This window comes from Lysinibacillus sp. RS11 (genome assembly GCF_042019215.1).
GTDB lineage: Bacteria > Bacillota > Bacilli > Bacillales_A > Planococcaceae > Lysinibacillus > Lysinibacillus xylanilyticus_A.
This window is the reverse complement of sequence record NZ_CP168124.1, coordinates 1,321,749-1,347,203: the sequence shown is the minus strand read 5'-3', so window position 1 is coordinate 1,347,203 and position 25,455 is coordinate 1,321,749. Positions and strand designations below refer to the sequence as shown.

The following is a 25,455-nucleotide window of genomic DNA, read 5'->3' as shown; positions in this document are numbered from 1 at the left end:
GCTCAAATTAATCAGTTTTTTTAAAACGGATTCATCTCAGTTTAACTTGCAGCGTATGAGTGTAAACCTGCAATAATCAAGTTAACAGCAATTAAGTTAAACAGAATAATTCCGAAACCAATTAATGCTAACCATGCAGATTTTTCACCTTCCCAGCCTTTAGATAAACGTAAATGTAGGAACGCTGCATAGAATAACCATGTAATAAGTGCCCACACTTCTTTCGGATCCCATCCCCAGAAACGACTCCACGCTTGTTGTGCCCAAATCATTGCAAAGATTAAGGCTCCTAACGTAAATACTGGGAAACCAATTAACACTGAACGGTAACCGATTTCATCTACTAAATGTAAATTTACTCTTTGGACAAATGGTTGGAACATCGCACTAATTCGACGTCGAGTAATTAAACGAATTAACAGGTATAGGATTGAACCTACTAATAATGACCAAACAACAGTTGTTAATTTCTTGGCATTTATGAGCGCTGGCATTTCTACTAATGGAGACATGCCATGTTCTTCTACTGCCTTATATTCATTCATCCCAAATAGTGGCGGCATATTGTAGGTAATTTGACGTTCAGTGCCTTCTTTATCAACATAAGTATAGTTTGACTCATAGCCCATCCCACTAAAAATTGAAGTAGCAATTACGAAACCAATTACTACCACAAGGAAGAACATTACTGCTTCTAACCAAAAACGTTGTTTAGAAGGCTTTTTCAAATCAACTACTTTTAATAAATAAATTAGTCCTGCTACAGCACTAATCGCTAAAATCGATTGACCTAAAGCAGCTGTAATAACGTGAATTGTTAGCCAGTGACTTTGTAATGATGGAACTAATGGACTTACTTCAGTTGGGAACATTGCTGCATAAGCGATAATCAGTAACGCAACTGGTAACGCTATCAAGCCAAGTGCTGTTAGTCGATAAATAAAATAAATTAGGATGAATGCCCCTACGATGAACATCCCGAACGCAGTGGTAAATTCAAACATATTACTCACAGGTGCATGACCTGTATAAATCCAACGAGTAATAAAATAACCAAGCTGCGATAGGAAACCAATAATTGTAACAATAATTGCAAGCTTGCCCCATTTATCAGTATTTTTGCCTGTAGCATTCGATTGCTTTATCGAACCACCAAATAATAATGTTGCTACTAAATAAGCTATAAAGGCTACAAATAACAAGTTTCCACTTATATCAATCAAACTCATAAGGTGCTGTCACCTTCCTTTTTCTTAATGCCACGCTTTTCTGACTTCTCGGCGTCTTCAGGCTTTTCTAATTGATCTTCATATTGCGGCAGTTCAGCAAATGAAGTAACGGCATCTAAATCCTTTTTCATACTGAACATATTTTTATTCACATGGGCAGCCATTAACACTCGACCATCTGGCTCCACCTGTAACCATAAACGTCGGTGATTCCAATACGATCCAATCACTACACCAATCATAAAAATAATACCACCTACAAATAAAATTGGTACTGTACTATCTTTACGAATTGTAAAGTTTGACGAATCACGTGTTTCTGCACCAGCAAATTTCATTCTATATTTGTTTTCACCAAGTGGTTCAAGCGGTGGCTTCATAATTTCTACAAAACTTACTTCACCTTTTGGAGTTTCTGGTGTTTTCATTCTAAATAAAAATGCTGGATTATTTGGTATTGATGTTTTTGTCTGTGGTTCTCCATTTTCAAAACCAGAAAAATCTGGTGTATAAACAAGAATTTCAACTGATGAACCATTTCCTAAATCATATTCTTTTTTAGGATTCGTTAAATCAATTTCAATTTGACCAAGTGCTTCTTCTTCGTTTGCTTTACTCACCAAATTAAAATTCATCTGCTTTAATTCATTAAGACGATAATTCATTTGATACAGCGCAAAACCATTTTCTTTTAACGGATGATTAACACGAATCGAATAATCCTTCACTTTCTCAAGATTGTCTAAATCCCCCGGAAGAGCACCCTCAGGTTGTTTGTATAATGTAACGTCTGTTTGGTAGTTCTTCGCCATAACATTTACACCTTGAGCCAATTGTTCGCCCTGTGGCTTATTGTCATGGGTTTCCAAAGTAAATTCATTATTTTTAATAAAATAGCCGTCCATACCTGGTATAGCTCGTGTTTCTCCTTCACGGATCCAAATCGTCTCATCCACATGAAAACCAGGTACTAAACGCAACATAACACCTGCTAAAAAGATAATAAGACCGACATGATTTATGTATGGACCATACCGAGCAAAACGGCCGCGCTCTGCTAACAGTGCACTTCCATCGCGACGAACCTTATACTTTAATTGAGTCATTTTTTGCTCAACTTTATCTAGTGTTGCGTCAGGGTTTTGCACTTGTCCTTCTGCAATGATCCGTTGACGTTTCATGAAACTTTCATGACGTTTAACGCGTTGATTTTTCAAAGATTTATGCAATGGTATACCACGGTCTAAACTCGCAACAATAATAGAGATCGCAAGCATACCTACTAAAACTTGGAACCACACGGTACTGTACAAATCAGAAAGGCCTAAGCTATTGTAGAATTTGCCAAACCAACCATACACTTTCTCATAATACTCTGCTTTGTTAGCTTCTGGAGCATTAACATACATTTCTTGCGGTAGAATTGTTCCAATTGACGCAGCGACTAACGTGATAATAATGAGGGTAATTCCCACTTTGACACTCGAGAAGAAATTCCAAATTTTATCAATAAATGTTTTGTTATACGTTTTTGAACGAATCGCCATACCATCATAGCGCATATCTACAACTTTTGTTTCTTTACCTTCCTCAGTTAAAGGACGACCACATTTCTCACAAAGCTTCGTGCCATATGGGTTACTATGACCACACGCACAAATGATGTTTTCCATAGTCATTACTCCTTATTTTGGCTTCACTAATTCCATATACGAAGCAATTTTTTCCTCCGTCATCTCACCAGTAATAATTTTGACTACTTTACCATCTGGATCAATAAGGAGTGTTGCAGGTAATTGACCTACATTATAGGCAGTCATAACGCTTTTTGTTTTGTCAATAACAACTGGGAACGTTAAATCGTATCTATCAACAAAACTTTGTACTTCAAAATCTGTTTGGGCAATATTGACAGCCAATGTTTGTACACCTTGATCTTTATAGATTTTATACTGACGGTCTATTGCAGGCATTTCCTTCTCGCATGGCTTACACCACGTTCCCCAGAAGTTCAAAAACACTCCCTGCCCTTTATAATCAGACAGCTTATGTGTCTCACCGTTTAAATCTACTAACGTGAAGTCTGGTGCTTCAGAGCCTACTGCTATTAACTCTACTTTATCCTTTGTCGCTGTTCCGTATACCGTGTAACCAATTGCTAATACTAACACTGCTAAAATAATGGTACGTATTACGAGACGTTTTTTCTTTTTCTCCAAGTTAATAAACCCCCCTATCAATTACGGCTTAGAGTAACTTCTATTTGACGCTAAGCTTTTCATACAAACATTGATATATGTATAGATTTTACCGTCTAATTTACAACATTTATGTTTGCCAAATTCTACAATAGTCATTCGCTTATACGCCAAACACCAAAATTATGGAAACGATTTCAACAGGATAATCTTGATGTACTATTCTCACCTATTATAGCAAAATAAAACAAAAACGCTTAGCTAATAATTATGAATGATTTATGAACGATTTCACCACAAAGAAAGTGAAAACATTACTATTCACATAGTAATATTTCACTTTCATAAGTAAATGCCCGGTTATCCGATTTGTCCTGTCTCTGCTAACACTCGCAATTGTTTCACTTCATGCTTTGTCAATTCACGATATTCCCCTGGTGTTAGTCCAAATAAATCTAAAAAGGCAAAGCGCTCACGTTTCAGTTTCACAACAGGAGTACCGATTGCTTCGAACATGCGACGCACTTGACGATTTCGTCCTTCGTGAATAGTAATTTCACAGATTGCCTTGCCTGCTTTTTCATCAAAAGAAGTCATACTTACTTTTGCTGGTGCAGTTTTGCCATCTTCTAGTTTAATCCCGCGTTGAAGCTTTTTTAAACCTTCGATCGTTGGAACACCTTTGACACGAGCAATGTAAGTTTTGTCGATTTTAAACTTCGGATGTGTCAGCATATATGAAAATTCGCCATCATTTGTCAACAACAATAAACCAGATGTATCATAATCAAGACGGCCCACTGGGAAAATACGTTGTGGAATATGCTTAAACAAATCTGTGACAGTTTTGCGTCCTTTGTCGTCTGTTACAGCCGATATCGTTCCACGTGGTTTATATAGTAAATAATAAACCTTGTCTTCTTTCTCAAGCTTAACGCCTTCTACTTCGATCGTATCTGAGTTGGAAACCTTTGTACCAAGCTCACGTACTACGACTCCATTTACCTTTACTTTACCTTCTAAAATCAATTGCTCTGCCTTACGTCTTGACGCAACTCCTGCATACGCAATGACCTTTTGTAATCTTTCCATTCTTTCACCTCTAGTTTTCATTCACCTTGGTTTAAACACCAAAATTTAAACCCTATTCATTTATTAGGAATAAGGTTATTTTTCCCGCTAATCTGTGAAAATTATGTCATACTTTTGTGCATTAATCAATTATGCCTCGGCATAATTGCGTCCAGAATCGGCTTTGTGCTTGCACAAAGCCGATTCTGTGACATCCGCCGGAGGCTTTAACTTCTTTCAATTTATCCACTTTAACAGGCAAGAAACAGGTTGGGATACACGGATTAAAGTCTCACTATATTCAAAACCCTCATTTATTTCTAGTATACTCTGTTCGTCCAATAGCAAATCGCTTTCATTTATGAAAATTTTAATAAAACCCGACTGATGTATTGTTGTTGAGCACGATAATTAGTCGCAGGTCGTGTTGTGCTTAGACTGAGTTCCATAATTCCAGTTAGTATCCCACCATCGACTGAAACTTTCGCCACAAAAAAATTGCTGAATGAAAAGAAAAAAATCAGCGCATCGCTTTTAACGATCCGCTGATTCAACAGTTACTGGCGTTGCATAAATACGCTGATCACCGATAAAAATGGATAATACAGCTTCCTGACGTTTCCTAGAAACATGTAATACTTGCCTTACTTTAGCCTTTTCCTCATTAGTTAACTGCAAACGAATTGGCTGCTCTAAACGTATTGCAAGTTTTTTGTTCACATTATATTTACCTTTTTTCACTACTGTTTCAAGACTATACTCTTCCCACACCTTGTTGGCTAATCCCCGATGTACATTCCAGTCATCTGATTCATTCAAGGTGACAACAATACAGGTTTGCCCGTCTTTTTGGAAGGCGGTTGCGAGGGTCCGACCAGCGACCTTTGTAAAGCCTGTTTTTCCGGCAAATGCTGAGCCTTTTGCTGATTTTAATGCACTGACAGGTTGTTGTCTCTCGTCTATGTCACTAGCAACCCCTGACCCTTCTCGTAATAATCGGTGCTTATTTTCCCATAACATCCCGTTTTCAGTATTGGCACGAAATAAAACTGTTGAGGCAATTTTCTTGAACGTTTCATTTTGCAGAGCTATTCTTAGCATCTCAGCAGTATCTCTCGCAGATGATAAATGCTCATCATGGTGCAAGCCAGATGGGTTCATAAATACTGTATTTGTGAGACCTGCAACAACGGCTCGCTCATTCATTAACTTTACAAACCCTTCTACTGATCCCCCGGCATGTTCTGCTAACGCTGTTGCTGCGTCATTTCCTGAGCGTAGCATCAACCCATATAACAGTGTTTCCACCGTAACTGTTTCACCTGCCTGCAAATAAATTGACGAACCCTCAGCCATTGCAGCCCTCGGAGAAATAACCACTTCATCTTGAAGATTGCTATTTTCGATAGCAACGAGCGCTGTCCAAATTTTTGTTAAGCTAGCAATTGGTAACCGTGCATCACTATTTGACGCTAATAAAACACGACCCGTATCACCATCTAAGACAGCATATCCACTCCCCCCTCGTGCGAAACTGGTTTGCGGAAGCATTAACATTACCACAACTATCATGAACAATATTAAACGTACTAACCGAAGCAACGAGCCACTCCTTATTAAAAGTAATTGGAAATCTAGATTATATTTATGTTTAAAGCAAAGCATTATACCTCGGCATAATTGCGTCCGGAATTGGCTTTGTGCTTAGGCCTGCATAAGGGCCGACACGATGTCGGTCATTTCGGTAATGCCACAGGACGTGGCGTTTTTACCGATGCAGGTCAGTTAGCCGTTATCGCATGGATGCGATGATTTTAGGCTAACATCCTTTGTAAAATCCTTTCCGATTCCGTGACATCCGCCGGAGGCTTTAACTTCTTACAGCGGCTCACCCGCTGAAAGAAGTTAATTCGTGCCTTGCTCATTTATTTTACTCCACTAAAAGTTTCTTGGAATTTCGTCATAAATAAGTCGGTTTCTTGCTCTGTTTCAACTAGCTCATCTTCAGGTAAAGCCGGCATTTCTTCTATACTATTTAAACCAAAGTAGTTTAAGAATTCTTTTGTAGTACCATATAAGATTGCACGTCCTGTCCCTTCCGAGCGACCAACTTCCTTAATTAACCCTCTAGAAGCGAGCGTTTGTATTGGTCTTTCACATTTCACACCACGCAAATCTTCAATTGCTACACGTGTAATTGGTTGTTTGTATGCCACAATCGCAAGTACTTCGAGTGAGGCTTGAGATAATGATTGAACCGTTGGATTTTCTACTAATCTTTGAATCGTATCTGCAAGTTCTGATTTTGTGATTAGCTGATAAACTCCAGCTATTTCTTTCACTGTAACGCCTCTAGCTAAATCTTCTTCATATGTTGTACGTAACGCTTCCATTGCATGTACTACAATTTCTTCCGCTTCGCCTAAAAGCTGCGATAATTGTTTAATAGTTAAGCCATCGTCTCCTACAACAAATAATAAAGCTTCTATTTTACTCTGTAGCATTATTGTTTTCGTCATCATCCCATTCCTCCTTCTGTAAAGTAACCGTTAATTCTTCAAAGTTACCATTTTGCTCTACGATGACGACCTGACGTTTCATCAGTTCAAGAAGGGATAAAAACGTCAGAATAAGCGTTGGCTTATCTTCATAGGGAAAAAGCTCGAAAAATGATGCACGTCCACCTGTAGACCGTAATGAATCGACCACTGAACGCATTTGATCCTTCACTGAGCGTTCCTGTCTCGCTACAGTTGTTTTTAGTGGTTTTTTTAATTTTTTTCGACGCATCAGTTTTTGAAAGGCCCCAAGCATATCATAGATGTTGACGTTCAAATCAAATAACGCCATTTGCTCATCTGATGCTAACTCTGATAAATCTGCTGGCGGCCTTGTAAATACCTGTGCCCGATCTGTTTCAAGCTCTTGCAGGCTACTCGCCGCTTCTTTATACTTCTTATACTCTATTAAACGTTGCACCAGTTCTTCACGAGGGTCTGGACCGTCGACTTCTAATTCGGCATCTTCAAGCTCACCTTCATGAATCGGCAAGAGCATACGACTTTTAATAGCCAATAATGTTGCAGCCATCACTAAATATTCACTAGCCTCATTTAACTCCAGTACCTGCATAGCATGTAAATGGTCGATATATTGTTGAGTAATTTCAGCCATTGGGATATCATAAATATCAATTTCCAATCTGTGAATTAAATGCAATAATAAATCAAGAGGCCCTGAAAAGGCTTCTAATTTTACTTCATAAGACATTGTTTTACCACCCTGAGATTCTATGTTCTTTTAGTATAGTGGAAAGGAGTCCAAAATGCATCCACAGCATCATACTTTATTTATAGACTACTGCGCATATTTCAATGGTCATCAAGATTTTTTTGAATGCCATGAAGTACTTGAGGAATTCTGGAAAGATATTGCTCCAGGTGATAAAAAGCACCCTCTCGTTGGTTACGTACAGCTCGCAACAGGTCTATATCATTGGCGACGTGACAATTATATAGGCGCTGCACGAATATTAGAAAAAGCACTCAATAATTTTCAACATAATATGGGGCATATTTTTTTTGACGAAATCGACTACGATAAACTACTAATACAACTATCAGACGCACTTTCTGCTATCCAAATGGGCAAGTCCTTCCAAGCATTTCAGCTTCCACTTTCGCCCATATTGGAGGAATTAGCGTTAGCGCGTATACAGCTTTTACCATCAAGTAGTGACAACTATCTTCTTCATAAACATATGCTTCGAGACCGCTCACATATTCTTGCAGAGCGACAAGAAAGCAAACAAAGAAAAAGCAGACGTCAATGATCGTCTGCTTCTTCATCGATACAATTTATACATTTTTGAACAAATTTACGTGTTTCCTCTGTTGCACGCATACAGTCGTACTGACCAAGTTCTGCCACTTCCTGTAGCATTTCCTTCGCAACACCCTCACCTCTATAAGAAGGGACAACGGAAACGTGTTGAATCGTAGCTACATTATTACTGTCTGTTACAAGTCCAACAATGCCAATATACTCATCGTTCTTTTTCCATAAATATAAGACCCAATTATCATCATTTTCATAGGAGTGGATTGTCTCTTTGAGCTTTTTTATGTCTTTTTCGTTAGGCATAAACGAGAGTAGCCCCATTGCTATTTTCTCGAAAGCTTTTTTATATCGAATTAACATATTTGTCTATTCCCTCTTTTTCTAGCTGTACATAATCTTTGACTATCCTACACGATTTGTACTTGTATCGCAAGTCAATTTCTGTCTTACGAACCAGGTCCGAGAATACCCTTAGACGCCAACACCCAATAGACAACGCCCCACAACAAAATAAAAGTTGAAATGGACGCCAATAATACCCATTTGTTTTTTCTCAAATTTACTCACCCTTTTTTAACGTTAGCGGGAGATCGTTTTGTACAATATCTTCATAACTTTCGCGTCGAATTGCTAATTGATGCTTGCCATTTTCTACAAACACAACTGCTGGGCGTGGAACACGGTTGTAGTTACTCGCCATAGAATATCCGTAAGCACCAGTACAGAAGATTGCTAGCACATCACCAGAAGTTGCTTCCTGAAGCTTAGCATCGATAATTAATTTATCGCCCGATTCACAAAGCTTACCAGCCACTGTATATGTTTCATTTTTTGATGCATTCGCTTTACTTGCAATGACCGCCTCATACTTCGCATCATATAATGCTGGACGAATATTATCACTCATGCCACCATCGACAGCAATATATTTACGAACATTAGGTACTGTTTTTTGCGAACCAATAGTATACAGTGAAGTTCCTGCATCGCCTACAAGTGATCGTCCTGGCTCAATCCAAATTTCCGGCATAGTTAGACCAAGTACAGTCGCTTTGTTCTTTACAACCGTAATCATATCCTCCACATATACTTGCGGCTCAAGTGGTGCATCTTCCTCAGTATAACGAATTCCGAAGCCCCCTCCTAAGTTTAACACAGTACATGTAAAATCGTGAGACTTGTTCCAATCAGAAATTTTATCGATTAATTTTTCCCCTGCTAAGCCAAAGCCAGCTGTGTCAAAAATTTGAGAACCGATATGGCAGTGTAGTCCTAGAAGCTCTAGGTATTCATGGTTAAAAGTTTGTTGGAAAGCCTCATCTGCTTGACCATTATTTAAGTCAAAGCCAAATTTAGAATCTGCTTGACCTGTCGTAATAAAATCATGTGTATGTGCCTCAACTCCTGGTGTGACACGTAGTAAAATACGCATTTTTTGTTGACGGCGCTCTGAAATCTCTTGTAAAAGCTGAATTTCATAGAAGTTATCCACGACAATACAACCAATTTTCGAGTCAAAAGCTAATTCTAATTCAGCAATGCTTTTATTATTGCCATGGAAATGAATGCGCTCTGCAGGGAATCCAGCTTTTAAAGCTGTAAATAATTCCCCTCCAGAGACAACATCTAAAGATAGATTTTCTTCTGCCGCTAATTGGTACACAGCTACACATGCAAATGCTTTTGAAGCATAAGCTACTTCTGCTTTTACACCTAGTTTTTTAAACGTATCAATAAAGCTTCGTGCACGCTTTCGAATAAGTGCTGTATCATACACAAATAAAGGTGTACCATACTCTTTTGCAAGCTCTAGTGTATCTACCTGTCCAATTGTTAAATGACCATCTTCAGAAATCGCTTGTGTTCCATATAAATGCATGTGCATCTCTCCCTTTTCACATCGTTCCATCTTGTGATCAATTGCACCTCAATTTTAGAATGAATGTAGCAATCTTAGGCTACTATCCTTATTTAGAGGGATTACTTCATTCAATAACGTGTCGTATTTTGTTGAATAAAAATAATTTTTGCAAAAATCACAAAATACTATAGATGAACTTTATCACATGAAAAAAACGAGTGCAACGGCTCTTATGATCTTTTTCGCTGTTTGGAATCGACTACATAAGGTCTTAATGCATCTACTGTCATTGGGAAACGGATAAGTACACGAAGCATCGCATTCGGAAAGAACGGAATAAGCGGCCACAAATACGGCGCTTGCATCGGACGCAATGAACATAAATACGTAAATAAGATAAAGATCCCGATAAATAACCCATTAACTCCCCAAATACCAGTCATTACTAATAACCCTAGTCTAAAGAATTTAACGGAGATACCTAGCTCATAAGACGGAATAATAAATGTCAGAATAGCTGAAATAGCTGTATATAACACTACCTCTGGAGAGAATACCCCAACATCAATTGCAATCTGACCAATAACTATACCTGCAACCAACCCCATCGCAGTCGATAAAGGTGATGGGGTATGAATGGCGGCCATCCTCAAAAATTCTATCCCTATATCTCCAATCAGTATTTGCAGCAAAATTGGGATATGCGATTTTTCCTTTTCACCTAAAAAGGATAACGCATCCGGTAAATATGTCCCATGCGTTGCAAATAAATACCATAAAGGCAATAATAATAAACCAACAACTACTCCAATGTAGCGCATAAAACGGACAAAGGTTCCAACTGTCGGTGCCTGTCTATACTCCTCAGCGTGTTGCAGTAAATGAAAAATAGTTGCAGGCACAATAATGACGGAAGGTGACGTATCAACCATAATGGCTACATGGCCCTCTAGTAAATGCGCTGCGGTAATATCCGGTCGTTCCGTATAACGGACAAAAGGCACTGGATGGAACTTTTGTTTAAACAGCCATTCCTCTAGTGATTTATCAGCCATTGTCAAGCCATCATGGTGAATTTGTCCAAGGCGCTGTCGCAATTTATCGAGCATTTCATCATTCGCAATACCCTTTATATACGCAAGTGCGACATCGGTTTGACCGATTTCGGATACTTTATGTAGCTCGAAACGTAAATTACTATTACGAATTCGCCGACGAACCAAACCAACATTTTGTGAAATACCTTCAATAAAGCCGTCCCTAGAACCACGAATAACCTTTTCATTGTCAGGCTCCTCAGGTGAACGCCCTGGATAATTTCGAATATCAGCAACATAGGCATAACCACTTTTAGTTACAAAGGTTACTTGTCCACTTAATGTATCTACTAAAAAGGTTTTGCGTTCCGTTTCCTCTGATCGGCCTTGGAAATTGAAATAGGCTTCAAAATACTCCTTTTCATCCTCAACATCAATGTCCTCATCAGGCAACATATTAGAGAGTAATTGCGTTAACACTACTCCGTCTACAAGTCCGCTTATATATACACAAAGAACCGGCAAATCTTTGACAAATAGATGCTTAATATTAACGTCAAATGATTCACCGTCACCAAATTGTTCTTTAAGAAAACTTTCGGCTTCTTCTAAGCTGTTAAATAGTTTATTTGTCATGCTGTCACCATTTTCTTAAATGTCTTTTTTTACTTCTTCCTGTTCAACTGTGGCACTTGTGGCCATCCAACTTTTCAATTGAGCTAGAATTTTTTTCTCTAATCGTGATACCTGAACTTGTGATATACCGAGCCTATTAGCAATTTCAGTTTGGGTACAATCTGAGAAATATCGTAAATAAATAATTGATTGCTCTCTAGGCTCAAGTCTTGTGAGCACCTCTTTTAGTGGAATATAGTCAAATGGCTGCTCGGATTTTTCATCCTTCATCTGATCCATTAATGTAATAGAATCGCCTTCACTTTCATACAATTGCTCATGCAAGGAAGCAGGATCTCTCAATGCATCTGAAGCTGTTACAATTTCCTCAGTTGTGACACCAAGAACCTGTGCCAATTCATGAATGGTTGGCGGGTGCTCATTTTTTTTAATGAATTCATCAGTTGCATGACGAATTTTAAAATTAAGTTCACGAATAGATCTGCTAACTTTCACCATACCATCATCCCTTAGAAAGCGCTGAATTTCACCGATGATCATTGGTACAGCATATGTCGAAAACTTTACATCATACGTTAGATCGAATTTATCCACAGACTTCATGAGTCCTATGCAGCCAATTTGGAATAAATCCTCAAGCTCCACACCTCTACTTGTAAAGCGTTGGACGATAGACCACACAAGCCTCGTATTCCCCTCAATCATTCGTTTACGAGCCTCATGATCGCCCTGCTGTGCACGTGCAATTAAATCTCGCATTTCTTCCTGTGACAATAGCTTATCGGACGACTGTTCTAGCGGCTTCACAATCGCAACCTCACATTACCGCTGTTCGAACCGAGTAAAATTTCTTCGTAAACGTGACAGTTGTACCTTCTTGCCACTTGGACATTACTGTCAACTGATCTGAAAAACTATCCATAATTGTAAAGCCCATACCTGAACGTTCCATCGCACTTTTCGTCGTATATAACGGCTCCATAGCTTGACTTACATCCTCAATGCCAATACCTTTATCCAAAACAGACACGGTTACAATATCATCCTCACGTTTTGCATGAACTGTAACAACGCCTTTACCATCCTCTTCATAACCGTGAATTATGGCATTAGAAACAGCCTCTGAGACAACCGTTTTAAATTCGGACAGCTCATCAATAGTTGGATCTAATTGTGCGATAAAGCCTGTCACAGCTACACGCGCCAATGCTTCATTTTCACTAAGTGCTAAAAAAGTTAATGTCATTTCGTTATCCATTTACAATCCCCCTAACTCGCTCAATTGCTTCTTCTTCTGTTGCATCCATCATCCACGGCCCTAAACCTGAAAATTGAAATACTTTTCGATTTGTCGGCGATGGATTCAATAAAACTGTTCGTCCAGCGACCGCCTCTAACTCGCGCATTCGACCAAGCACTAAACCTACACCTGAACTATCCATAAAGGAAAGCCCCTCTAAGTTCCAAATAATGGTCGTTACAGCGCCCTGAAAAATTGCTGCAGATATTTTAGCTCGAATTTGCTCTACTGCATGATGATCGAGCTCCCCAAATAAACGTATAACCACTGTCTCTCTTGTTACCATTTCTAATTGAAAATGCATGAACATCGCCTCCTCCTCGTGCAATTCCACATTCAATGTGGTGAATCCTTGCAGCTGACAGAACTAGTGCAAAGTCTTCCGAAATAGTGTCAAATCGACATACTTATAGCTTTTTAGGTTAAGTGCAGTATGGGATAAATCAACATTTTTTAAACGTGACGGCCATTTTTCACAAGAATTATTATGATGATCAATTATGCCGAGGCATAATTGCGTTCAGAGGCTTTGTGCTTGCGCAAAGAACTCTTTTCTTATTACGAAGTCTATCCGTCTATTTGGTGATTCAATCCGATGCTTCGGCTTTTTTCCGTCGTTTTGTCGGTTCTATTCACGATTTTGGCTGCTCTATCCGTCGTTTCGTCGTTCTATTCACGATTTTGGCTGCTCTATCCGTCGTTTCGTCGTTCTATTCACGATTTTGGCTGCTCTATCCGTCGTTTCGGTGGTTCTTTCCTTCGCTTTGGCGGTTCTATCCACGACTTGGCCGGTTCTATCCACGATTTTGGCTGTTCTATCCGTCGCTTTGGCGGTTCTATCCACGACTTTGGCTGCTCTATCCGTCGCTTCGGCTCTTCTTTCCGTCGCTCTGGTTTCTTTCCGTCGCTTTGAATCTACCTTCCGTCGTTTGGCCGGTTCTATCCACGATTTCGACTCTTCTATCCACGACTTTACCGGTTCTATCCACGATTTGGGCTGTTCTATCCACGATTTTGGCGGTTCTATCCACGACTTTGGCTGCTCTATCCGTCGCTTCGGCTCTTCTTTCCGTCGTTTTAGCTTTTCCTTCCGTCGCTCTAGCTCTTCTTTCCGTCGCTGGAGCCTTCCCTTCCGTCACTCTGCCTTCTTTCCGTCGCTTTAGCTTTTCCTTCCTTCGCTCTAACTCTTCTTTCCGTCGCTCTGCCTTCCTTCCATCGCTTCGACTCTTCTTTCCGTCGCTCTAGCTCTTCTTTCCGTCACTTCGACTCTTCTTTCCGTCGCTGGAGCCTTCCCTTCCGTCGCTCTGTCTTTCCCTCTCCGCCACAAAAACCTCCTTTCCACCGCTTCAACTTCCGCTTTTTAGAACAAAAAAAAGCGAGAACCCCTTTGTTAAAGAGAGTCCTCGCTTCATATTGTTTATATAATTGTAAAAGCTTGCTGTACTTTTTCGATTGTTTCCTCATCAATTTGACGATTTGAATATAAATAAGCTATCGGCTCGTCAGCACGAACACGGTCGCCTTTTTTGGCGATCAAGTGAATACCTGCATCATAATCAAGTTCAGATTCCTTTGTTAATCGACCTGCACCAAGACTAACGCTTGCTTCTCCGATTAATAGTGCATTAATCGTCTCGACAGTGCCTTCAGAAGACGCTTTGACAGCTACTTTGTTTGCTGTATCTTTTTGTACAAGATCCGCTAAATCGCCACCCTGTGCTACGATAAATTCATCAAATTTTGCAGCTGCTGAACCATCCTCTAATACTCGTTTCACAGCTGCTGTTGCTTCGGCCTCATTTACTCCTGCTGCAACCTGGTACATAAGCGAAGAAATAATAATACATTCCTCAAGCAGATCCACATGTGTTTCATCCATACGTCCGCTTAGTAAAGCATATGCTTCTACTACTTCAAGCTTATTACCAATCATTTTACCTAATGGATTATCCATATCACTAATATGCGCGACTACTTTACGCCCTAGCTTTTCACCAATTGCCGTCATCGTATCAGCTAAAACTTGCGCTTCTTGTTCTGTTTTCATAAATGCACCAGAGCCACATTTAACATCAAGTACAATACCGTCTGCACCACTTGCTATTTTCTTACTCATAATGGACGCGGCAATTAATGGAATTGAATCGACAGTACCCGTCACATCTCGTAATGCATACAATTTTTTGTCAGCTGGTACAAGATTACCTGTTTGACCAGCAACTGCAATTTTATGTTTATTGACATTGTCGATAAATTCCTGTGATGAAAGCTCCGTTTTAAAGCCACGAATCGACTCTAATTTATCGATTGTACCACCTGTAATGCCTAGACCCTTGCCACTAAATTTTGCTACTGGAATATCTAGCGCAGCAATTATTGGCGTGACAATTAGTGTGACTTTATCGCCTACACCACCTGTCGAGTGTTTATCAATTTTAAACCCTTCAATAGATGTTAAATCAATAACATCACCAGATTCTATCATTGCTTTCGTTAAATAGAATATTTCATCATCTGTCATGCCTAATAAGCGAATTGCCATTAACAGGGAGCTCGCTTGATAATCAGGAATTGAACCCGTAGTGTAGCCTTCTACGAAATACTGAATTTCAGCCTGTGATAGCGCTTTGCCCTGCTTCTTCTTTTCAAACAGCTGTGCCATATTCATATCGATAGATCCCCCTTATTTTAAATCCCCTAAGAAACTTTTACCGAATGCTGGTGCTTCTACTTGGAAGTTTTCAGCAACTGTCGCTGCAATATCTGCAAAAGTTTCACGAAGTGCTAGCTCACTACCATCATTAAAGCGTGGTGAATAAACAATTAACGGTACATATTCACGTGTATGATCTGTCCCAGGGAATGTTGGATCATTACCATGGTCTGCCGTAATGATTAGTAAATCATCTTCTGACAATGCCTCAGTAATTTCTGGTAAACGAGCGTCAAATTCTTGTAATGCATTACCATAACCTAGCGGATCACGTCGATGGCCAAAATTTGCATCAAAGTCCACTAAGTTTAAGAAGCTCATACCATGGAAATCACGACGCACTACCTCTGCAAACTTATCCATACCGTCCATATTATTTTTCGTACGTACTGCATCTGTGACACCTTCACCGTTGAAAATATCAGAAATTTTCCCGATTGCTATAACATCTAAGCCTGCATCCTTTAGGACATTCATCGTTGTACGGCCAAATGGTTTTAACGCATAGTCATGACGATTAGATGTACGTGTGAAGTTTCCTGGCGTACCGATGAATGGACGAGCAATCACACGGCCAACTAAATATTCTGGTTGCAATGTTAGCTCACGAGCAATTTCACAAATTTTATACAGTTCCTCTAACGGAATAATTTCCTCATGTGCAGCAATTTGCAAAACAGGATCAGCAGATGTATAGACAATAATTGCCCCTGTCTCCATATGCTCCTTGCCGAAGTCCTCGATCACTTGTGTCCCACTTGCAGGTTTATTGCATAGCACTTTACGGCCTGTACGTTTTTCAAGCTCTACAATAAGCTCTGCAGGGAATCCTTCAGGATATACCTTAAACGGTTTATCAATATTTAACCCCATGATTTCCCAATGCCCTGTCATAGTATCTTTACCAACAGATGCTTCTTGCATTTTTCCGTAAAATGCTTTTGGTTTGTCAGTAGCTTGCAGACCTTGTAACGGTTCAATGTTCGCTAAGCCGAAAGACTCCATATGTGGCATTGTAAGCCCATTCATTTTTTCTGCGATATGTCCAAGAGTATGTGAACCCACATCTCCAAAGTTTGCTGCGTCTGGAGCTTCACCAATTCCAACTGAGTCCAATACTACTACATGGATTTTCTTAAATGGTTTATTCATAATTGTTGCCTCCTAATCTCTTGTCTTTATTTTACCAAAAAACAGCGAAAAATAAAGGTCAGACCTCCGACTAACGCAAATCCCTCTCTTAAGCGCGTGGATGGAACTGCTTATATACCTCTGATAGTCGTGATTTACTAATATGAGTATAAATTTGCGTTGTGGAAATATCTGCATGTCCAAGCATCTCTTGCACTGCTCGTAAATCAGCACCATTTTCCACTAAATGTGTTGCAAAGGAATGACGTAATGTATGCGGCGTTAACTCATGTTGGATGCCTGCCTTTAAAGCGTGCTCCTTCATTAATTTCCAACAACCTTGCCTTGTTAAACGTTTTCCTCTTTGATTAATGAAAAACGCATCTATTTTTGGGTATTTTCCTTGTAATTGACTCCGTGCACCATCTAAATATGTGCTTAATGCGGACAGGGCGCTTTTTCCAAGTGGAATGATACGCTCCTTGCCACCCTTACCAAAAACACGGACAAAGCCCATCGTTAGGTGAATATCAGCTAAATCCAAAGCAATCAACTCACTAATGCGCATCCCTGAACCATATAATAACTCTAACATGGCCACGTCCCGGACGCCCTGTGGTTTGCTGCGATTTGGTGCCGCTAATAAAGCTTCAATTTCTTCAATAGAGAGGATATTTGGGAGCTTTTGCTCGATGGTTGGCATTTCTAAATGGACTGTCGGATCTGTTTCTGCTCGCTTTTCTCGCAGTAAAAATTGATGAAAACTACGAATAGAGGAGATATGGCGAGCAACAGTACGACTTGTCTTTCCTTGCATACGCAACTGTTCTAAATGACGTAAAATGGTCATTCTCTCCACATTACGAAAATCCGACATACCTTCCGCTTCCCGCAAAAAATTCACATAATTCTCTAAGTCTCGGCGATAGGATGCTAATGTATTATCAGATAACTGCCGTTCTACCTGGATAAAATGGATATAATCCTCTATTGCATATTGAAATTCATTCATCTTAGCGCCCCCTTACTGTCAATTATTCTCTATTTTATCACGGCTAATAGAATTGTGCTAAATCACCCTCTTATTCTGATTGAAGATGATTAAAATACTCTACAAACGATCGTGTAAAGTTGCTATATCAAATGTTTGGGTGAGATCCAATATGAAGCTTAGTGAATGCGTTCGTTCTACAATATTTCAATTCTACTGAAAGGCTGAAGCGACGGATAGAACCGTCGAATCAATGGTTAGAACACCATAAAGAGATAATTTGTTATTCAAACAAAACAAAAAACCGCCTGATTCAATCTAAAACTTAAGATTAAAACAGACAGCTTCTCGTTATTTTTCTTCATTCGATTCGTCGTTTTTATCATGACAGCGCCAGCAAATGCCGTGGAAAGTTAGTCGGTGATCCTTTATGATAAAGTTCCAACGTTTTTCCACAACGGCTTCCACATCTTCAAGTAAATCTTCTTGAATTTCATCAACCGCACCACATTCAATACAAACTAGATGATGGTGGAAATGCGCAGCTCCCTCTTGGCGTAAATCATAGCGCGATACGCCATCGCCAAAGTTGATTTTGTCGACAATTTTGAGCTCAGTTAGTAACTCTAACGTTCTATAGACAGTAGCTAGACCAATCTCTGGTGCCTTTTCTTTCACTAAAAGGTAAACATCTTCTGCACTAAGGTGATCCTCTTCGTGCTCAAGCAGTACAGCAACTGTTGCTTCTCGCTGCGGCGTCAGCTTATAACTAGCACTATGCAACTGTTTTTTTATACGATCAATTCGGCTTTCCATGTGACGCCCCCCTAAACTCTTTCCATTATACCAAAGGAGTAAATCCTATTACAAGATAGTGTATAGATTTCAAATAAGCTTTTGTATGTTTTTACCTGATGTAATTTACACGAAAAATCTCTATCATTTTAATACATAAGAAATAACAATAAACTCAGCCACTATTATGATGAAAAATGCGATAAAATTCAACAATATTGTCCGACCATGTACATTTTTTCCGATTTTTCGCTTTGACCAAGCTGGTACAAGTAAATTGCATAGGACTAGCAACAATATACAATAGATGAGCTGAAATGGAAACCACCAAATCGTATAAACCCAAAAGGCTTCAAGTTTTTGTAATAAAAAAACCGAGCTAAAGCCAAAAAAGGTCGCACGCATCGCTACGGTTACACGGACAAATACCTTCAAAACACTATGTGTTGCAAGCAATAGCACAAGAACTATTGAAACAGCAACAGGTAATACTAAACGAAATATAGAATGCCTGTCCCCTTCTGCTAAACGAGGCTCTATAAATAAAATAAAAGGCTCTGCATTCGGCCCACCAATAATATGAAAGAAGATAACGCCACAAACGAAACTTACTGCAATAATGGAAGCGTGATAAAATATAGACACCGTACGAGACATAAACATGCTCCTTTTCTATCAAGGTTTGTACAGCTTATGCTCGTCCTCTTCTATTATGCTAAAGTTTATTTTCTTATTGTGTCGCAAGCCAAAGTACTGCAAATGCTGTCTTTGCGTCAAATATACGCTCATCTGCAACCATTTGCCCCGCCTCTTCCAACGAAACTTCTAATAAATCGACAAATTCATCTTCATCTAAATCTGCTTTGTTTTCAATTTTATATAATTCTTTTGCCACAAATAGATGAATGATTTCATCTGCGAAACCTGGTGACGTTGCAAATGCTTGTAAAAAGGTAAAGCTCTGAGCACCGTAACCTGTTTCTTCCTCTAATTCACGTCGTGCTGTAACAATCGGTTCCTCACCAGGTTCAAGCTTTCCAGCTGGAATTTCAATAATGGAACGTTCTAAAGCTTTACGATATTGCTCCACTAACACTAATTTCCCTGCATCAGTAACAGCAATAACCGCTACTGCACCCGGATGCTTAATAATTTCTCTTTTTGCAACATGACCATTCGGTAATGTGACATCATCAATCTGTAGTTTCACAATTTTCCCGTCATAAATGGGTGTAGTCTTTGTCGTTTTTTCCTCAAACTTTTTCATTGACTATAACCTCGCTTGTTCTTCAGATATGTTCATTGTACCATTACAAGTAGAGAAATCGAAGGAGGTCATTCGCATGAAAAAAAGACAGCTTGGCTCAAGTGAATTGTTTATTTCAGAAATTAGTTTAGGGGGCATGTCTCTTTCGACAGATAAGAAAAAGGCTGCTGATATTGTCGATATGGCTTTAGATGCTGGCATTAATTATATCGACACAGCCGATTTATATGACTTTGGCACTAACGAAGAGATAATTGGCACTATTTTAGGGAAGCGCCGTCAGGATGTGATCGTAGCTACGAAAGTTGGTAACCGATGGACAGAAGGAAAAGAAGGATGGCATTGGGATGCATCCCCGGCTTATATAAAGGAAGCTCTACATGCTAGCTTGAAACGACTAGGTACTGATTATATTGATGTTTATCAGTTACATGGTGGCACTATTGAGGACGACTGGGATGGAATTATCGACACATTTGAAGGTTTAAAAAAGGATGGATTGATCCGCGTATATGGCATTTCCTCTATTCGCCCAAATGTACTTAAGCGTTTTTTACCAGCAAGTTCTGCCAAAAGTGTCATGATGCAATATAGTGCTTTAGATCGTCGTCCTGAGGAATGGCTCGACTTTATTGCAAGTGAGGGGGCTTCCGTTGTAACACGTGGTACCGTTGCAAAGGGTTTACTAACTTATAGCTGGAAAGAACGTTTACAGCGTGTAAATAGCTTTAACACATATACAGCGGACGAATTAACAACAGCATTAACAGACTTAGCTTCACATTACGACGATTTACATGCACTAGCAATCGCCTTTAATTTAAAGGAGCCTACTATAGCCTCAACGGTAATAGGTGCAAGCTCACAAGAACAACTTGCACAAACACTCGCTGCCTATGAAAAAATAGACTCAATAACAGATTTTACAGCAGTAAATGAACGAACAAAAACAGAACAGTATACAGATCACCGATGAAGAAATGGCTGGTCTTAATTGCATTTTTAGTAATACTTGCTATTTCCTCTAGCATGACCTATGAACAACAAAGTATACTTCCAGAATTAGAAGACGCATTGGCAAATAAACCTTTCGAGAAGCAATTATCTGTTTTAAAAATACCTTATTGGGACACAGTTGTTTCTGTTGAAGAGCGCGGTTACTTTAAATTTGTAGAATTTTTAATTCGAAAATTAACGCATTTTGTTGGATTCGGTTGTATCGCACTTGGTATTTACTTTGCATGGGGAAAACGTCGGTTCGCCGCAGGTGTCGCTATTGCGGGAACAGCCTTTATTGCCATACTAGATGAGTTTCGTCAAAGCTTTACACCAGGACGTATGATGAGTGGACAGGATGTTATTTTGGATACAGCTGGAGCGATTGTTTTTGTAGGGATTGTAGTGTTGGTGAAGAAAATTTTCAAAAGACAAAGGGCACGCTAAAAATACCCTTTGTTATGAAAGAGTTGTTACTACAGCTTATAATAAAAAGTAAGAGAAGGGAGCAATTTAAAATGAAACAAATCCAATTAAACTCTCCTGAATTTAATCGTGTACTTAAAAATTTACAATTAGAAAATTTATCCCTAACTCCAACGCTTCAAAAAAAGTACTTAAGATCGTTAATTCTGGTATACAAATTTCACCTACCATTATTAAGGGAGTTCTGAATAATGTCGGTGAAATTGAGTATTATTCCGATAAAAACAAGAATCTTTCCGATAAATCTCAGAATCTTTCCGATAAAACATAAAATTGTTCCGATAAATCTCGAAATCTTTCCGATAAAACATAAAAAACAGTGAATCCGCAAAATTTGGATTCACTGTTTTCTTTAAAATTTTGAGCCTTTATCGCCGTATTCGTTGAGTAGTTCTTCAAACGATTTGTTTTTTTCACGTTGTTTGCGTTCAAATGCTAGCTTTGCTTGACGCTCTTCCTCAGCGGCCTGTTCTTTCGCTGTTAAATCTTGTTTTGCAGCTTTTAGTTTGGCAAGCACGTCACCGCCAAGCTGATCCGCTAATGTAACGGCCTCCTGCTTTGGTAAGCTGGCTTTCATGCCATCATTTGCATGTTGCTGCTGTTTTCGTTTCTTTCCCATTTTGTAATTCACCTTCTTATCGACTTCACGGGCGTTTGACAACTGTTGCTACGCCTTGCCCACCACCGATACATAATGTTGCGAGACCTGTTTTCGCATCACGCTTTTCCATTTCATGTAAAAGCGTGACTAAAATGCGCGCACCACTTGCACCAATTGGGTGACCAAGAGCAATTGCTCCCCCGTTGACATTTAGTTTATCATGATTAAAGCCTAGTTCGCGATCCACAGCAATAGATTGAGCTGCAAATGCTTCATTCGCTTCAACTAAATCTATATTATCTAACGTCACATCAGCCTTTGCCAATGCCTTTTTTACTGCCGTTACTGGACCAGTTCCCATAATAGCTGGATCAACCCCTGCACTTGCATTTGCTGTAATTTGCGCCATTGGTTGAATGCCTAACTCTACCGCTTTTTCTTTCGACATCACCACTACAGCCGCTGCACCATCGTTAATACCTGAAGCATTTGCCGCTGTTACAGTGCCTTCCTTTTTAAAGGCAGGTCGTAGTTTAGATAGAGACTCTCCAGTAACCCCATTACGCGGGAACTCATCTTGTTTGAAAACAATAGGATCTCCCTTGCGCTGTGGAATTTCCACAGCTACAATCTCATCATTAAACTTCCCTGCTGCAATTGCCGCTTCCGCACGCTGTTGTGAACGTGCTGCAAAAGCGTCTTGTTCTTCTCGTGAAATTTCATAGGCATCACATAAATTTTCTGCTGTAATACCCATATGGTAATCATTAAATGCACACCATAATCCGTCATGAATCATCGTATCAACTACTTTTTGATCCCCCATGCGGAAGCCTTCTCGTGCATTTTTTAATACATACGGTGCTTGGCTCATATTTTCAAAGCCACCTGCAACGATAATATCCGCATCGCCTGCTAAAATAGCCTGTGTCGCTAAGTGAACTGCTTTTAGTCCTGAGCCACAAACTTTGTTAATTGTTAATGCTGATACTTGATGTGGTAAGCCTGCTGCAATTGCTGCTTGACGAGCTGGGTTTTGACCAAGTCCAGCCGATAAGACATTCCCCATAATGACCTCGTCGACTTGTTCACCTGCTACGCCAGCACGTGCTAATGCTTCTTTAATAACAATGCTCCCTAATTTTGTCGCTGCTACGTCTTTTAATGTTCCTTGGAATGAACCAATAGCTGTACGTACAGCACTCACTATTACAACCTCTTTTGACATCACATTTCTCCCCTTTTCCCCGTTCAAAATCAACACTGCATGCATATGCTACTAGCAGATATATATATTTTAACAAATATTTTGACGATTTTCGATAGATAGAAATAATCGCACTTTTGCCAAAGATATTGTAAAATGTTGACGTGTTTTAAACAATCTCAGTTGGGAACATTACAAGTAAGAAAAGTGCATACACAGGACGTTGGAGGTGTTAATAATGAAAAAGAAAATGCTTTTATTTTCAGGTATAACGACAACGCTTGCCGCAGCAGCAACAGGTCTGTTCGGCTTCGCTCTTTCTAATAAATTAATGTACATTAAGCAAAAGGATCCTGAATTTGTTCGTGAACGCGAAACTACTGCTAAACGTTTTGACGAAGCTTGGTACAATAAAAATTTAAAATGCGAATTAAATATTGACTCTCCAAACGGCTATACGATACGCGGTATTATGTTTCAGCCATTAGAAACAAATAACACTATCATCATTTGCCACGGGGTAACAGAAAATAAAATCAACTCAGTCAAATATGCTCGACTTTTTGAACGACTTGGCTACAATTCCGTTATTTTTGATCACCGTAGGCACGGGGAGACAGGTGGGAAAACGACTAGCTACGGTTACTATGAAAAAAATGACCTTGACGCAGTTGTCAAAACTGTAAAAGCTATGATTGGGGAAAACGCCATTCTTGGTATTCATGGTGAATCGATGGGTGCTGCAACAATGTTACTATATGCAGGGACGGTAGAGGACGGTGCAGATTTCTATATTTCTGATTGTGCGTTTTCTGATTTCTCAATGCTGCTTAAACAAATTGCGAAGACAGAATTTAAATACGGCTCAATTATTCCAATTCGATTTGCAGATTTCTTTGTCCGCTTGCGTGACGGCTATTCCTTCAAAAGTGTTACACCTGCTGAGGCTGTGACAAATATTGAAAAGCCCGTGCTCTTTATTCACAGTATTCCAGATACATTTATTCCGGCTTCCATGTCACTGGACTTATACCATAAAAAGACTGGTCCAAAGAAACTGAAGCTATTTGATAACGGTGCTCATGCACAGTCCTTTAATGAAAATATGGCTGAATATGAGGATTTAATTCATGACTTTTTAGAAAATTTTATCTATCAAAGAATTAAGCATGATTCTTCTTCATCTAATGTCATTCCATTTCATTTTTAGTGCATATGAAAAGCTCTTGTGTCAAAAAATAAAATATAGCTCTTCCGCAAAACGAGAGGTTGATTTCCGTTCAGACTGAGCGCTTTGTAGCTGTCGCTTTGCTTTCGCTACAGAAAACATTTGTTGCTGTCGCTTCGCTTTCGCACAGATAAAACGAAAATTCAACAATACATCAGTGTGAAAGCAAAGCGGCATGACTCATATCCTCAAGAAAGCAAGTAGTCTGGAATGGAAATCCCCTCATTTAAAGCGTCATAACCATTACAAAGATTGCTTTGACTATTTTGTTTTCAGACACTTTGAAAAACCTTTCGAGCAGAATGAACATGCACGCAAGGTTTTTCAAAGTGTTTTTATTCTGCAAAAACGATATGCCATTCATCACGTTTCGCTAAAAATTCTTTGGCTAACGCTTGTGCACCTTCTAAACTATGGCTAGCTGCCCAGCCGCATTGTACTTCATTACAAGCAGGAACAGCAGTTGCCTTTGTAACGTCCGTAAAAGTTTTTTCTAAAATATTTAACAAGTCCTGATAATTATTGTGATTAATAAGTGATACATAGAAGCCTGTTTGGCATCCCATTGGACTGAAATCCACAATTTGATCGGAGTGATTTCGAATAATGTCAGCCGATAAATGCTCTAAGGAATGTAATGCAGGCATTTCCATATGCTCTTTATTTGGCTGTTTAAAACGAATGTCATATTTGTATACTTCATCGCCATTTTTCCCTGTTTTTACACCCGCTAAACGTACATACGGTGCTTTAACTTTTGTATGATCTAAATCAAAGCTTTCAACATTTGTTTTTTCTTTCTGCAATGCACAAAACTCCTTTATATAGAATATGTCCATTATAACGAGTTTTCCGATAGAATTGTATG

General features: G+C 39.3%; 29 protein-coding genes. 6 read left to right on the top strand and 23 right to left on the bottom strand.

Annotated elements, in window-relative coordinates:
* Positions 1–41: 41 nt before the first annotated feature.
* From ccsB to AB9L17_RS06535, 7 genes are all read right to left on the bottom strand, one after another.
* Positions 42–1,229, bottom strand: coding sequence for a c-type cytochrome biogenesis protein CcsB (ccsB, locus tag AB9L17_RS06565; RefSeq protein ID WP_068982998.1), 1,188 nt, complete (start codon positions 1,227–1,229; stop codon positions 42–44).
* Positions 1,226–2,902: a cytochrome c biogenesis protein ResB gene (gene resB / locus AB9L17_RS06560; RefSeq protein ID WP_068982999.1), complete on the bottom strand. Its 1,677-nt coding sequence runs from the start codon at positions 2,900–2,902 to the stop codon at positions 1,226–1,228. Before resB ends, ccsB begins: the two co-directional genes overlap by 4 nt.
* 12 nt (positions 2,903–2,914) lie before the next feature.
* Positions 2,915–3,448 (bottom strand): thiol-disulfide oxidoreductase ResA, encoded by a 534-nt coding sequence (gene resA / locus AB9L17_RS06555; RefSeq protein ID WP_068983000.1) that lies wholly within the window; start codon positions 3,446–3,448, stop codon positions 2,915–2,917.
* Positions 3,449–3,787: 339 nt separating this feature from the next.
* A complete protein-coding gene (locus AB9L17_RS06550) occupies positions 3,788–4,519 on the bottom strand; it encodes a pseudouridine synthase (protein ID WP_068983001.1) in 732 nt (243 codons plus the stop codon).
* A 513-nt stretch (positions 4,520–5,032) separates the two neighbouring features.
* Positions 5,033–6,100, bottom strand: coding sequence for a D-alanyl-D-alanine carboxypeptidase family protein (locus tag AB9L17_RS06545; protein WP_083226884.1), 1,068 nt, complete (start codon positions 6,098–6,100; stop codon positions 5,033–5,035).
* Between the two features lie 323 nt (positions 6,101–6,423).
* Positions 6,424–7,017 (bottom strand): SMC-Scp complex subunit ScpB, encoded by a 594-nt coding sequence (gene scpB, locus AB9L17_RS06540; protein ID WP_068983002.1) that lies wholly within the window; start codon positions 7,015–7,017, stop codon positions 6,424–6,426.
* Complete coding sequence (locus AB9L17_RS06535; protein WP_223552992.1) at positions 6,989–7,768, bottom strand: segregation/condensation protein A; 780 nt, start codon at positions 7,766–7,768, stop codon at positions 6,989–6,991. The genes scpB and AB9L17_RS06535 overlap by 29 nt, the downstream gene beginning before the upstream one ends.
* Positions 7,769–7,823: 55 nt before the next feature.
* Between AB9L17_RS06535 and AB9L17_RS06530 the strand changes: the two genes are divergently transcribed.
* Positions 7,824–8,330, top strand: a complete 507-nt coding sequence (locus tag AB9L17_RS06530) for a DUF309 domain-containing protein (protein ID WP_223552991.1) — start codon at positions 7,824–7,826, stop codon at positions 8,328–8,330.
* Here the strand turns inward: AB9L17_RS06530 and AB9L17_RS06525 are convergent.
* The 6 genes from AB9L17_RS06525 to spoIIAA all read right to left on the bottom strand — a co-directional run bounded on the left by AB9L17_RS06525 (position 8,324) and on the right by spoIIAA (position 13,476).
* The gene (locus AB9L17_RS06525) at positions 8,324–8,698 is read right to left on the bottom strand and encodes a GNAT family N-acetyltransferase (RefSeq protein ID WP_068983005.1); all 375 of its coding nucleotides are present in this window, start codon (positions 8,696–8,698) and stop codon (positions 8,324–8,326) included. The genes AB9L17_RS06530 and AB9L17_RS06525 overlap by 7 nt on opposite strands.
* Before the next feature lie 199 nt (positions 8,699–8,897).
* Entirely contained in the window at positions 8,898–10,217 is a 1,320-nt protein-coding gene (lysA, locus tag AB9L17_RS06520) for a diaminopimelate decarboxylase (RefSeq protein ID WP_223552990.1), read from the bottom strand.
* Between the two features lie 212 nt (positions 10,218–10,429).
* Positions 10,430–11,872, bottom strand: coding sequence for a spore germination protein (locus tag AB9L17_RS06515; protein WP_068983007.1), 1,443 nt, complete (start codon positions 11,870–11,872; stop codon positions 10,430–10,432).
* Positions 11,873–11,887: 15 nt separating this feature from the next.
* Positions 11,888–12,631, bottom strand: a complete 744-nt coding sequence (gene sigF / locus AB9L17_RS06510) for an RNA polymerase sporulation sigma factor SigF (RefSeq protein WP_263297388.1) — start codon at positions 12,629–12,631, stop codon at positions 11,888–11,890.
* Positions 12,632–12,689: 58 nt separating this feature from the next.
* Positions 12,690–13,130 (bottom strand): anti-sigma F factor, encoded by a 441-nt coding sequence (gene spoIIAB / locus AB9L17_RS06505; RefSeq protein ID WP_068983009.1) that lies wholly within the window; start codon positions 13,128–13,130, stop codon positions 12,690–12,692.
* A complete protein-coding gene (spoIIAA, locus tag AB9L17_RS06500) occupies positions 13,123–13,476 on the bottom strand; it encodes an anti-sigma F factor antagonist (protein ID WP_068983010.1) in 354 nt (117 codons plus the stop codon). Before spoIIAA ends, spoIIAB begins: the two co-directional genes overlap by 8 nt.
* Positions 13,477–13,767: 291 nt before the next feature.
* Between spoIIAA and AB9L17_RS06495 the strand changes: the two genes are divergently transcribed.
* Together AB9L17_RS06495 and AB9L17_RS06490 are read left to right on the top strand one after the other, a co-directional pair.
* Positions 13,768–14,085, top strand: a complete 318-nt coding sequence (locus AB9L17_RS06495) for a hypothetical protein (RefSeq protein ID WP_223552988.1) — start codon at positions 13,768–13,770, stop codon at positions 14,083–14,085.
* Positions 14,000–14,335: a hypothetical protein gene (locus AB9L17_RS06490; protein ID WP_375200230.1), complete on the top strand. Its 336-nt coding sequence runs from the start codon at positions 14,000–14,002 to the stop codon at positions 14,333–14,335. The genes AB9L17_RS06495 and AB9L17_RS06490 overlap by 86 nt, the downstream gene beginning before the upstream one ends.
* Before the next feature lie 254 nt (positions 14,336–14,589).
* Here AB9L17_RS06490 and AB9L17_RS06485 read toward each other — a convergent pair whose 3' ends face one another.
* The 6 genes from AB9L17_RS06485 to AB9L17_RS06460 form a co-directional block, all read right to left on the bottom strand.
* Positions 14,590–15,840: a thymidine phosphorylase gene (locus AB9L17_RS06485; RefSeq protein ID WP_375200229.1), complete on the bottom strand. Its 1,251-nt coding sequence runs from the start codon at positions 15,838–15,840 to the stop codon at positions 14,590–14,592.
* A gap of 15 nt (positions 15,841–15,855) precedes the next feature.
* Positions 15,856–17,037 (bottom strand): phosphopentomutase, encoded by a 1,182-nt coding sequence (gene deoB / locus AB9L17_RS06480; protein WP_375200228.1) that lies wholly within the window; start codon positions 17,035–17,037, stop codon positions 15,856–15,858.
* Positions 17,038–17,125: 88 nt separating this feature from the next.
* Positions 17,126–18,028: a site-specific tyrosine recombinase XerD gene (xerD, locus tag AB9L17_RS06475; protein ID WP_068983015.1), complete on the bottom strand. Its 903-nt coding sequence runs from the start codon at positions 18,026–18,028 to the stop codon at positions 17,126–17,128.
* Positions 18,029–18,358: 330 nt separating this feature from the next.
* Positions 18,359–18,823, bottom strand: coding sequence for a Fur family transcriptional regulator (locus AB9L17_RS06470; protein WP_004232171.1), 465 nt, complete (start codon positions 18,821–18,823; stop codon positions 18,359–18,361).
* A gap of 123 nt (positions 18,824–18,946) precedes the next feature.
* Entirely contained in the window at positions 18,947–19,459 is a 513-nt protein-coding gene (locus tag AB9L17_RS06465) for a hypothetical protein (protein WP_068983016.1), read from the bottom strand.
* Positions 19,460–19,532: 73 nt separating this feature from the next.
* On the bottom strand, positions 19,533–20,069 hold the full coding sequence (locus AB9L17_RS06460) for an NUDIX domain-containing protein (protein WP_068983017.1): 537 nt from the start codon (positions 20,067–20,069) through the stop codon (positions 19,533–19,535).
* Between the two features lie 76 nt (positions 20,070–20,145).
* Between AB9L17_RS06460 and AB9L17_RS06455 the strand changes: the two genes are divergently transcribed.
* Entirely contained in the window at positions 20,146–21,045 is a 900-nt protein-coding gene (locus tag AB9L17_RS06455; RefSeq protein ID WP_223552985.1) for an aldo/keto reductase, read from the top strand.
* A complete protein-coding gene (locus AB9L17_RS06450) occupies positions 21,042–21,512 on the top strand; it encodes a VanZ family protein (protein WP_068983019.1) in 471 nt (156 codons plus the stop codon). Before AB9L17_RS06455 ends, AB9L17_RS06450 begins: the two co-directional genes overlap by 4 nt.
* 391 nt (positions 21,513–21,903) lie before the next feature.
* Here the strand turns inward: AB9L17_RS06450 and AB9L17_RS06445 are convergent, their stop codons facing one another.
* Positions 21,904–22,170: a YqkE family protein gene (locus tag AB9L17_RS06445; RefSeq protein WP_068983020.1), complete on the bottom strand. Its 267-nt coding sequence runs from the start codon at positions 22,168–22,170 to the stop codon at positions 21,904–21,906.
* A gap of 25 nt (positions 22,171–22,195) precedes the next feature.
* Positions 22,196–23,380 (bottom strand): acetyl-CoA C-acetyltransferase, encoded by a 1,185-nt coding sequence (locus tag AB9L17_RS06440; RefSeq protein WP_068983021.1) that lies wholly within the window; start codon positions 23,378–23,380, stop codon positions 22,196–22,198.
* 217 nt (positions 23,381–23,597) lie between these two features.
* On the opposite strand from AB9L17_RS06440, the gene AB9L17_RS06435 reads away from it, so the two are divergent.
* Positions 23,598–24,569 carry an alpha/beta hydrolase gene (locus tag AB9L17_RS06435; RefSeq protein WP_375200227.1) on the top strand — a complete coding sequence of 324 codons (972 nt, stop codon included), beginning with the start codon at positions 23,598–23,600 and terminating at the stop codon, positions 24,567–24,569.
* Positions 24,570–24,590: 21 nt separating this feature from the next.
* On the opposite strand, the gene AB9L17_RS06430 is transcribed toward AB9L17_RS06435, so the two are convergent.
* Complete coding sequence (locus tag AB9L17_RS06430) at positions 24,591–24,764, bottom strand: hypothetical protein (RefSeq protein ID WP_175401656.1); 174 nt, start codon at positions 24,762–24,764, stop codon at positions 24,591–24,593.
* Between the two features lie 158 nt (positions 24,765–24,922).
* Positions 24,923–25,426 (bottom strand): S-ribosylhomocysteine lyase, encoded by a 504-nt coding sequence (locus tag AB9L17_RS06425; RefSeq protein WP_375200226.1) that lies wholly within the window; start codon positions 25,424–25,426, stop codon positions 24,923–24,925.
* Positions 25,427–25,455: the final 29 nt, after the last annotated feature.

Bases quoted from the DNA above. Each gene is read 5' to 3' on its own strand.
- resB (WP_068982999.1), bottom strand. From the start codon at position 2,902: ATGGAAAACATCATTTGTGCGTGTGGTCATAGTAACCCATATGGCACG.
- AB9L17_RS06465 (WP_068983016.1), bottom strand. From the start codon at position 19,459: ATGTCTCGTACGGTGTCTATATTTTATCACGCTTCCATTATTGCAGTA.
- AB9L17_RS06485 (WP_375200229.1), bottom strand. From the start codon at position 15,840: ATGAATATGGCACAGCTGTTTGAAAAGAAGAAGCAGGGCAAAGCGCTA.
- deoB (WP_375200228.1), bottom strand. From the start codon at position 17,037: ATGAATAAACCATTTAAGAAAATCCATGTAGTAGTATTGGACTCAGTT.
- AB9L17_RS06530 (WP_223552991.1), top strand. From the start codon at position 7,824: ATGCATCCACAGCATCATACTTTATTTATAGACTACTGCGCATATTTC.
- lysA (WP_223552990.1), bottom strand. From the start codon at position 10,217: ATGCATTTATATGGAACACAAGCGATTTCTGAAGATGGTCATTTAACA.
- spoIIAA (WP_068983010.1), bottom strand. From the start codon at position 13,476: ATGCATTTTCAATTAGAAATGGTAACAAGAGAGACAGTGGTTATACGT.
- AB9L17_RS06435 (WP_375200227.1), top strand. From the start codon at position 23,598: ATGAAAAAGAAAATGCTTTTATTTTCAGGTATAACGACAACGCTTGCC.
- AB9L17_RS06525 (WP_068983005.1), bottom strand. From the start codon at position 8,698: ATGTTAATTCGATATAAAAAAGCTTTCGAGAAAATAGCAATGGGGCTA.
- AB9L17_RS06550 (WP_068983001.1), bottom strand. From the start codon at position 4,519: ATGGAAAGATTACAAAAGGTCATTGCGTATGCAGGAGTTGCGTCAAGA.
- AB9L17_RS06430 (WP_175401656.1), bottom strand. From the start codon at position 24,764: ATGCCGCTTTGCTTTCACACTGATGTATTGTTGAATTTTCGTTTTATC.
- spoIIAB (WP_068983009.1), bottom strand. From the start codon at position 13,130: ATGGATAACGAAATGACATTAACTTTTTTAGCACTTAGTGAAAATGAA.
- AB9L17_RS06460 (WP_068983017.1), bottom strand. From the start codon at position 20,069: ATGAAAAAGTTTGAGGAAAAAACGACAAAGACTACACCCATTTATGAC.
- AB9L17_RS06470 (WP_004232171.1), bottom strand. From the start codon at position 18,823: ATGGAAAGCCGAATTGATCGTATAAAAAAACAGTTGCATAGTGCTAGT.
- AB9L17_RS06535 (WP_223552992.1), bottom strand. From the start codon at position 7,768: ATGTCTTATGAAGTAAAATTAGAAGCCTTTTCAGGGCCTCTTGATTTA.
- AB9L17_RS06495 (WP_223552988.1), top strand. From the start codon at position 13,768: ATGCTTCGGCTTTTTTCCGTCGTTTTGTCGGTTCTATTCACGATTTTG.
- ccsB (WP_068982998.1), bottom strand. From the start codon at position 1,229: ATGAGTTTGATTGATATAAGTGGAAACTTGTTATTTGTAGCCTTTATA.
- xerD (WP_068983015.1), bottom strand. From the start codon at position 18,028: ATGAATGAATTTCAATATGCAATAGAGGATTATATCCATTTTATCCAG.
- scpB (WP_068983002.1), bottom strand. From the start codon at position 7,017: ATGACGAAAACAATAATGCTACAGAGTAAAATAGAAGCTTTATTATTT.
- AB9L17_RS06455 (WP_223552985.1), top strand. From the start codon at position 20,146: ATGAAAAAAAGACAGCTTGGCTCAAGTGAATTGTTTATTTCAGAAATT.
- sigF (WP_263297388.1), bottom strand. From the start codon at position 12,631: ATGCGAGATTTAATTGCACGTGCACAGCAGGGCGATCATGAGGCTCGT.
- AB9L17_RS06515 (WP_068983007.1), bottom strand. From the start codon at position 11,872: ATGACAAATAAACTATTTAACAGCTTAGAAGAAGCCGAAAGTTTTCTT.
- AB9L17_RS06440 (WP_068983021.1), bottom strand. From the start codon at position 23,380: ATGTCAAAAGAGGTTGTAATAGTGAGTGCTGTACGTACAGCTATTGGT.
- AB9L17_RS06450 (WP_068983019.1), top strand. From the start codon at position 21,042: ATGAAGAAATGGCTGGTCTTAATTGCATTTTTAGTAATACTTGCTATT.
- AB9L17_RS06445 (WP_068983020.1), bottom strand. From the start codon at position 22,170: ATGGGAAAGAAACGAAAACAGCAGCAACATGCAAATGATGGCATGAAA.
- AB9L17_RS06425 (WP_375200226.1), bottom strand. From the start codon at position 25,426: ATGGACATATTCTATATAAAGGAGTTTTGTGCATTGCAGAAAGAAAAA.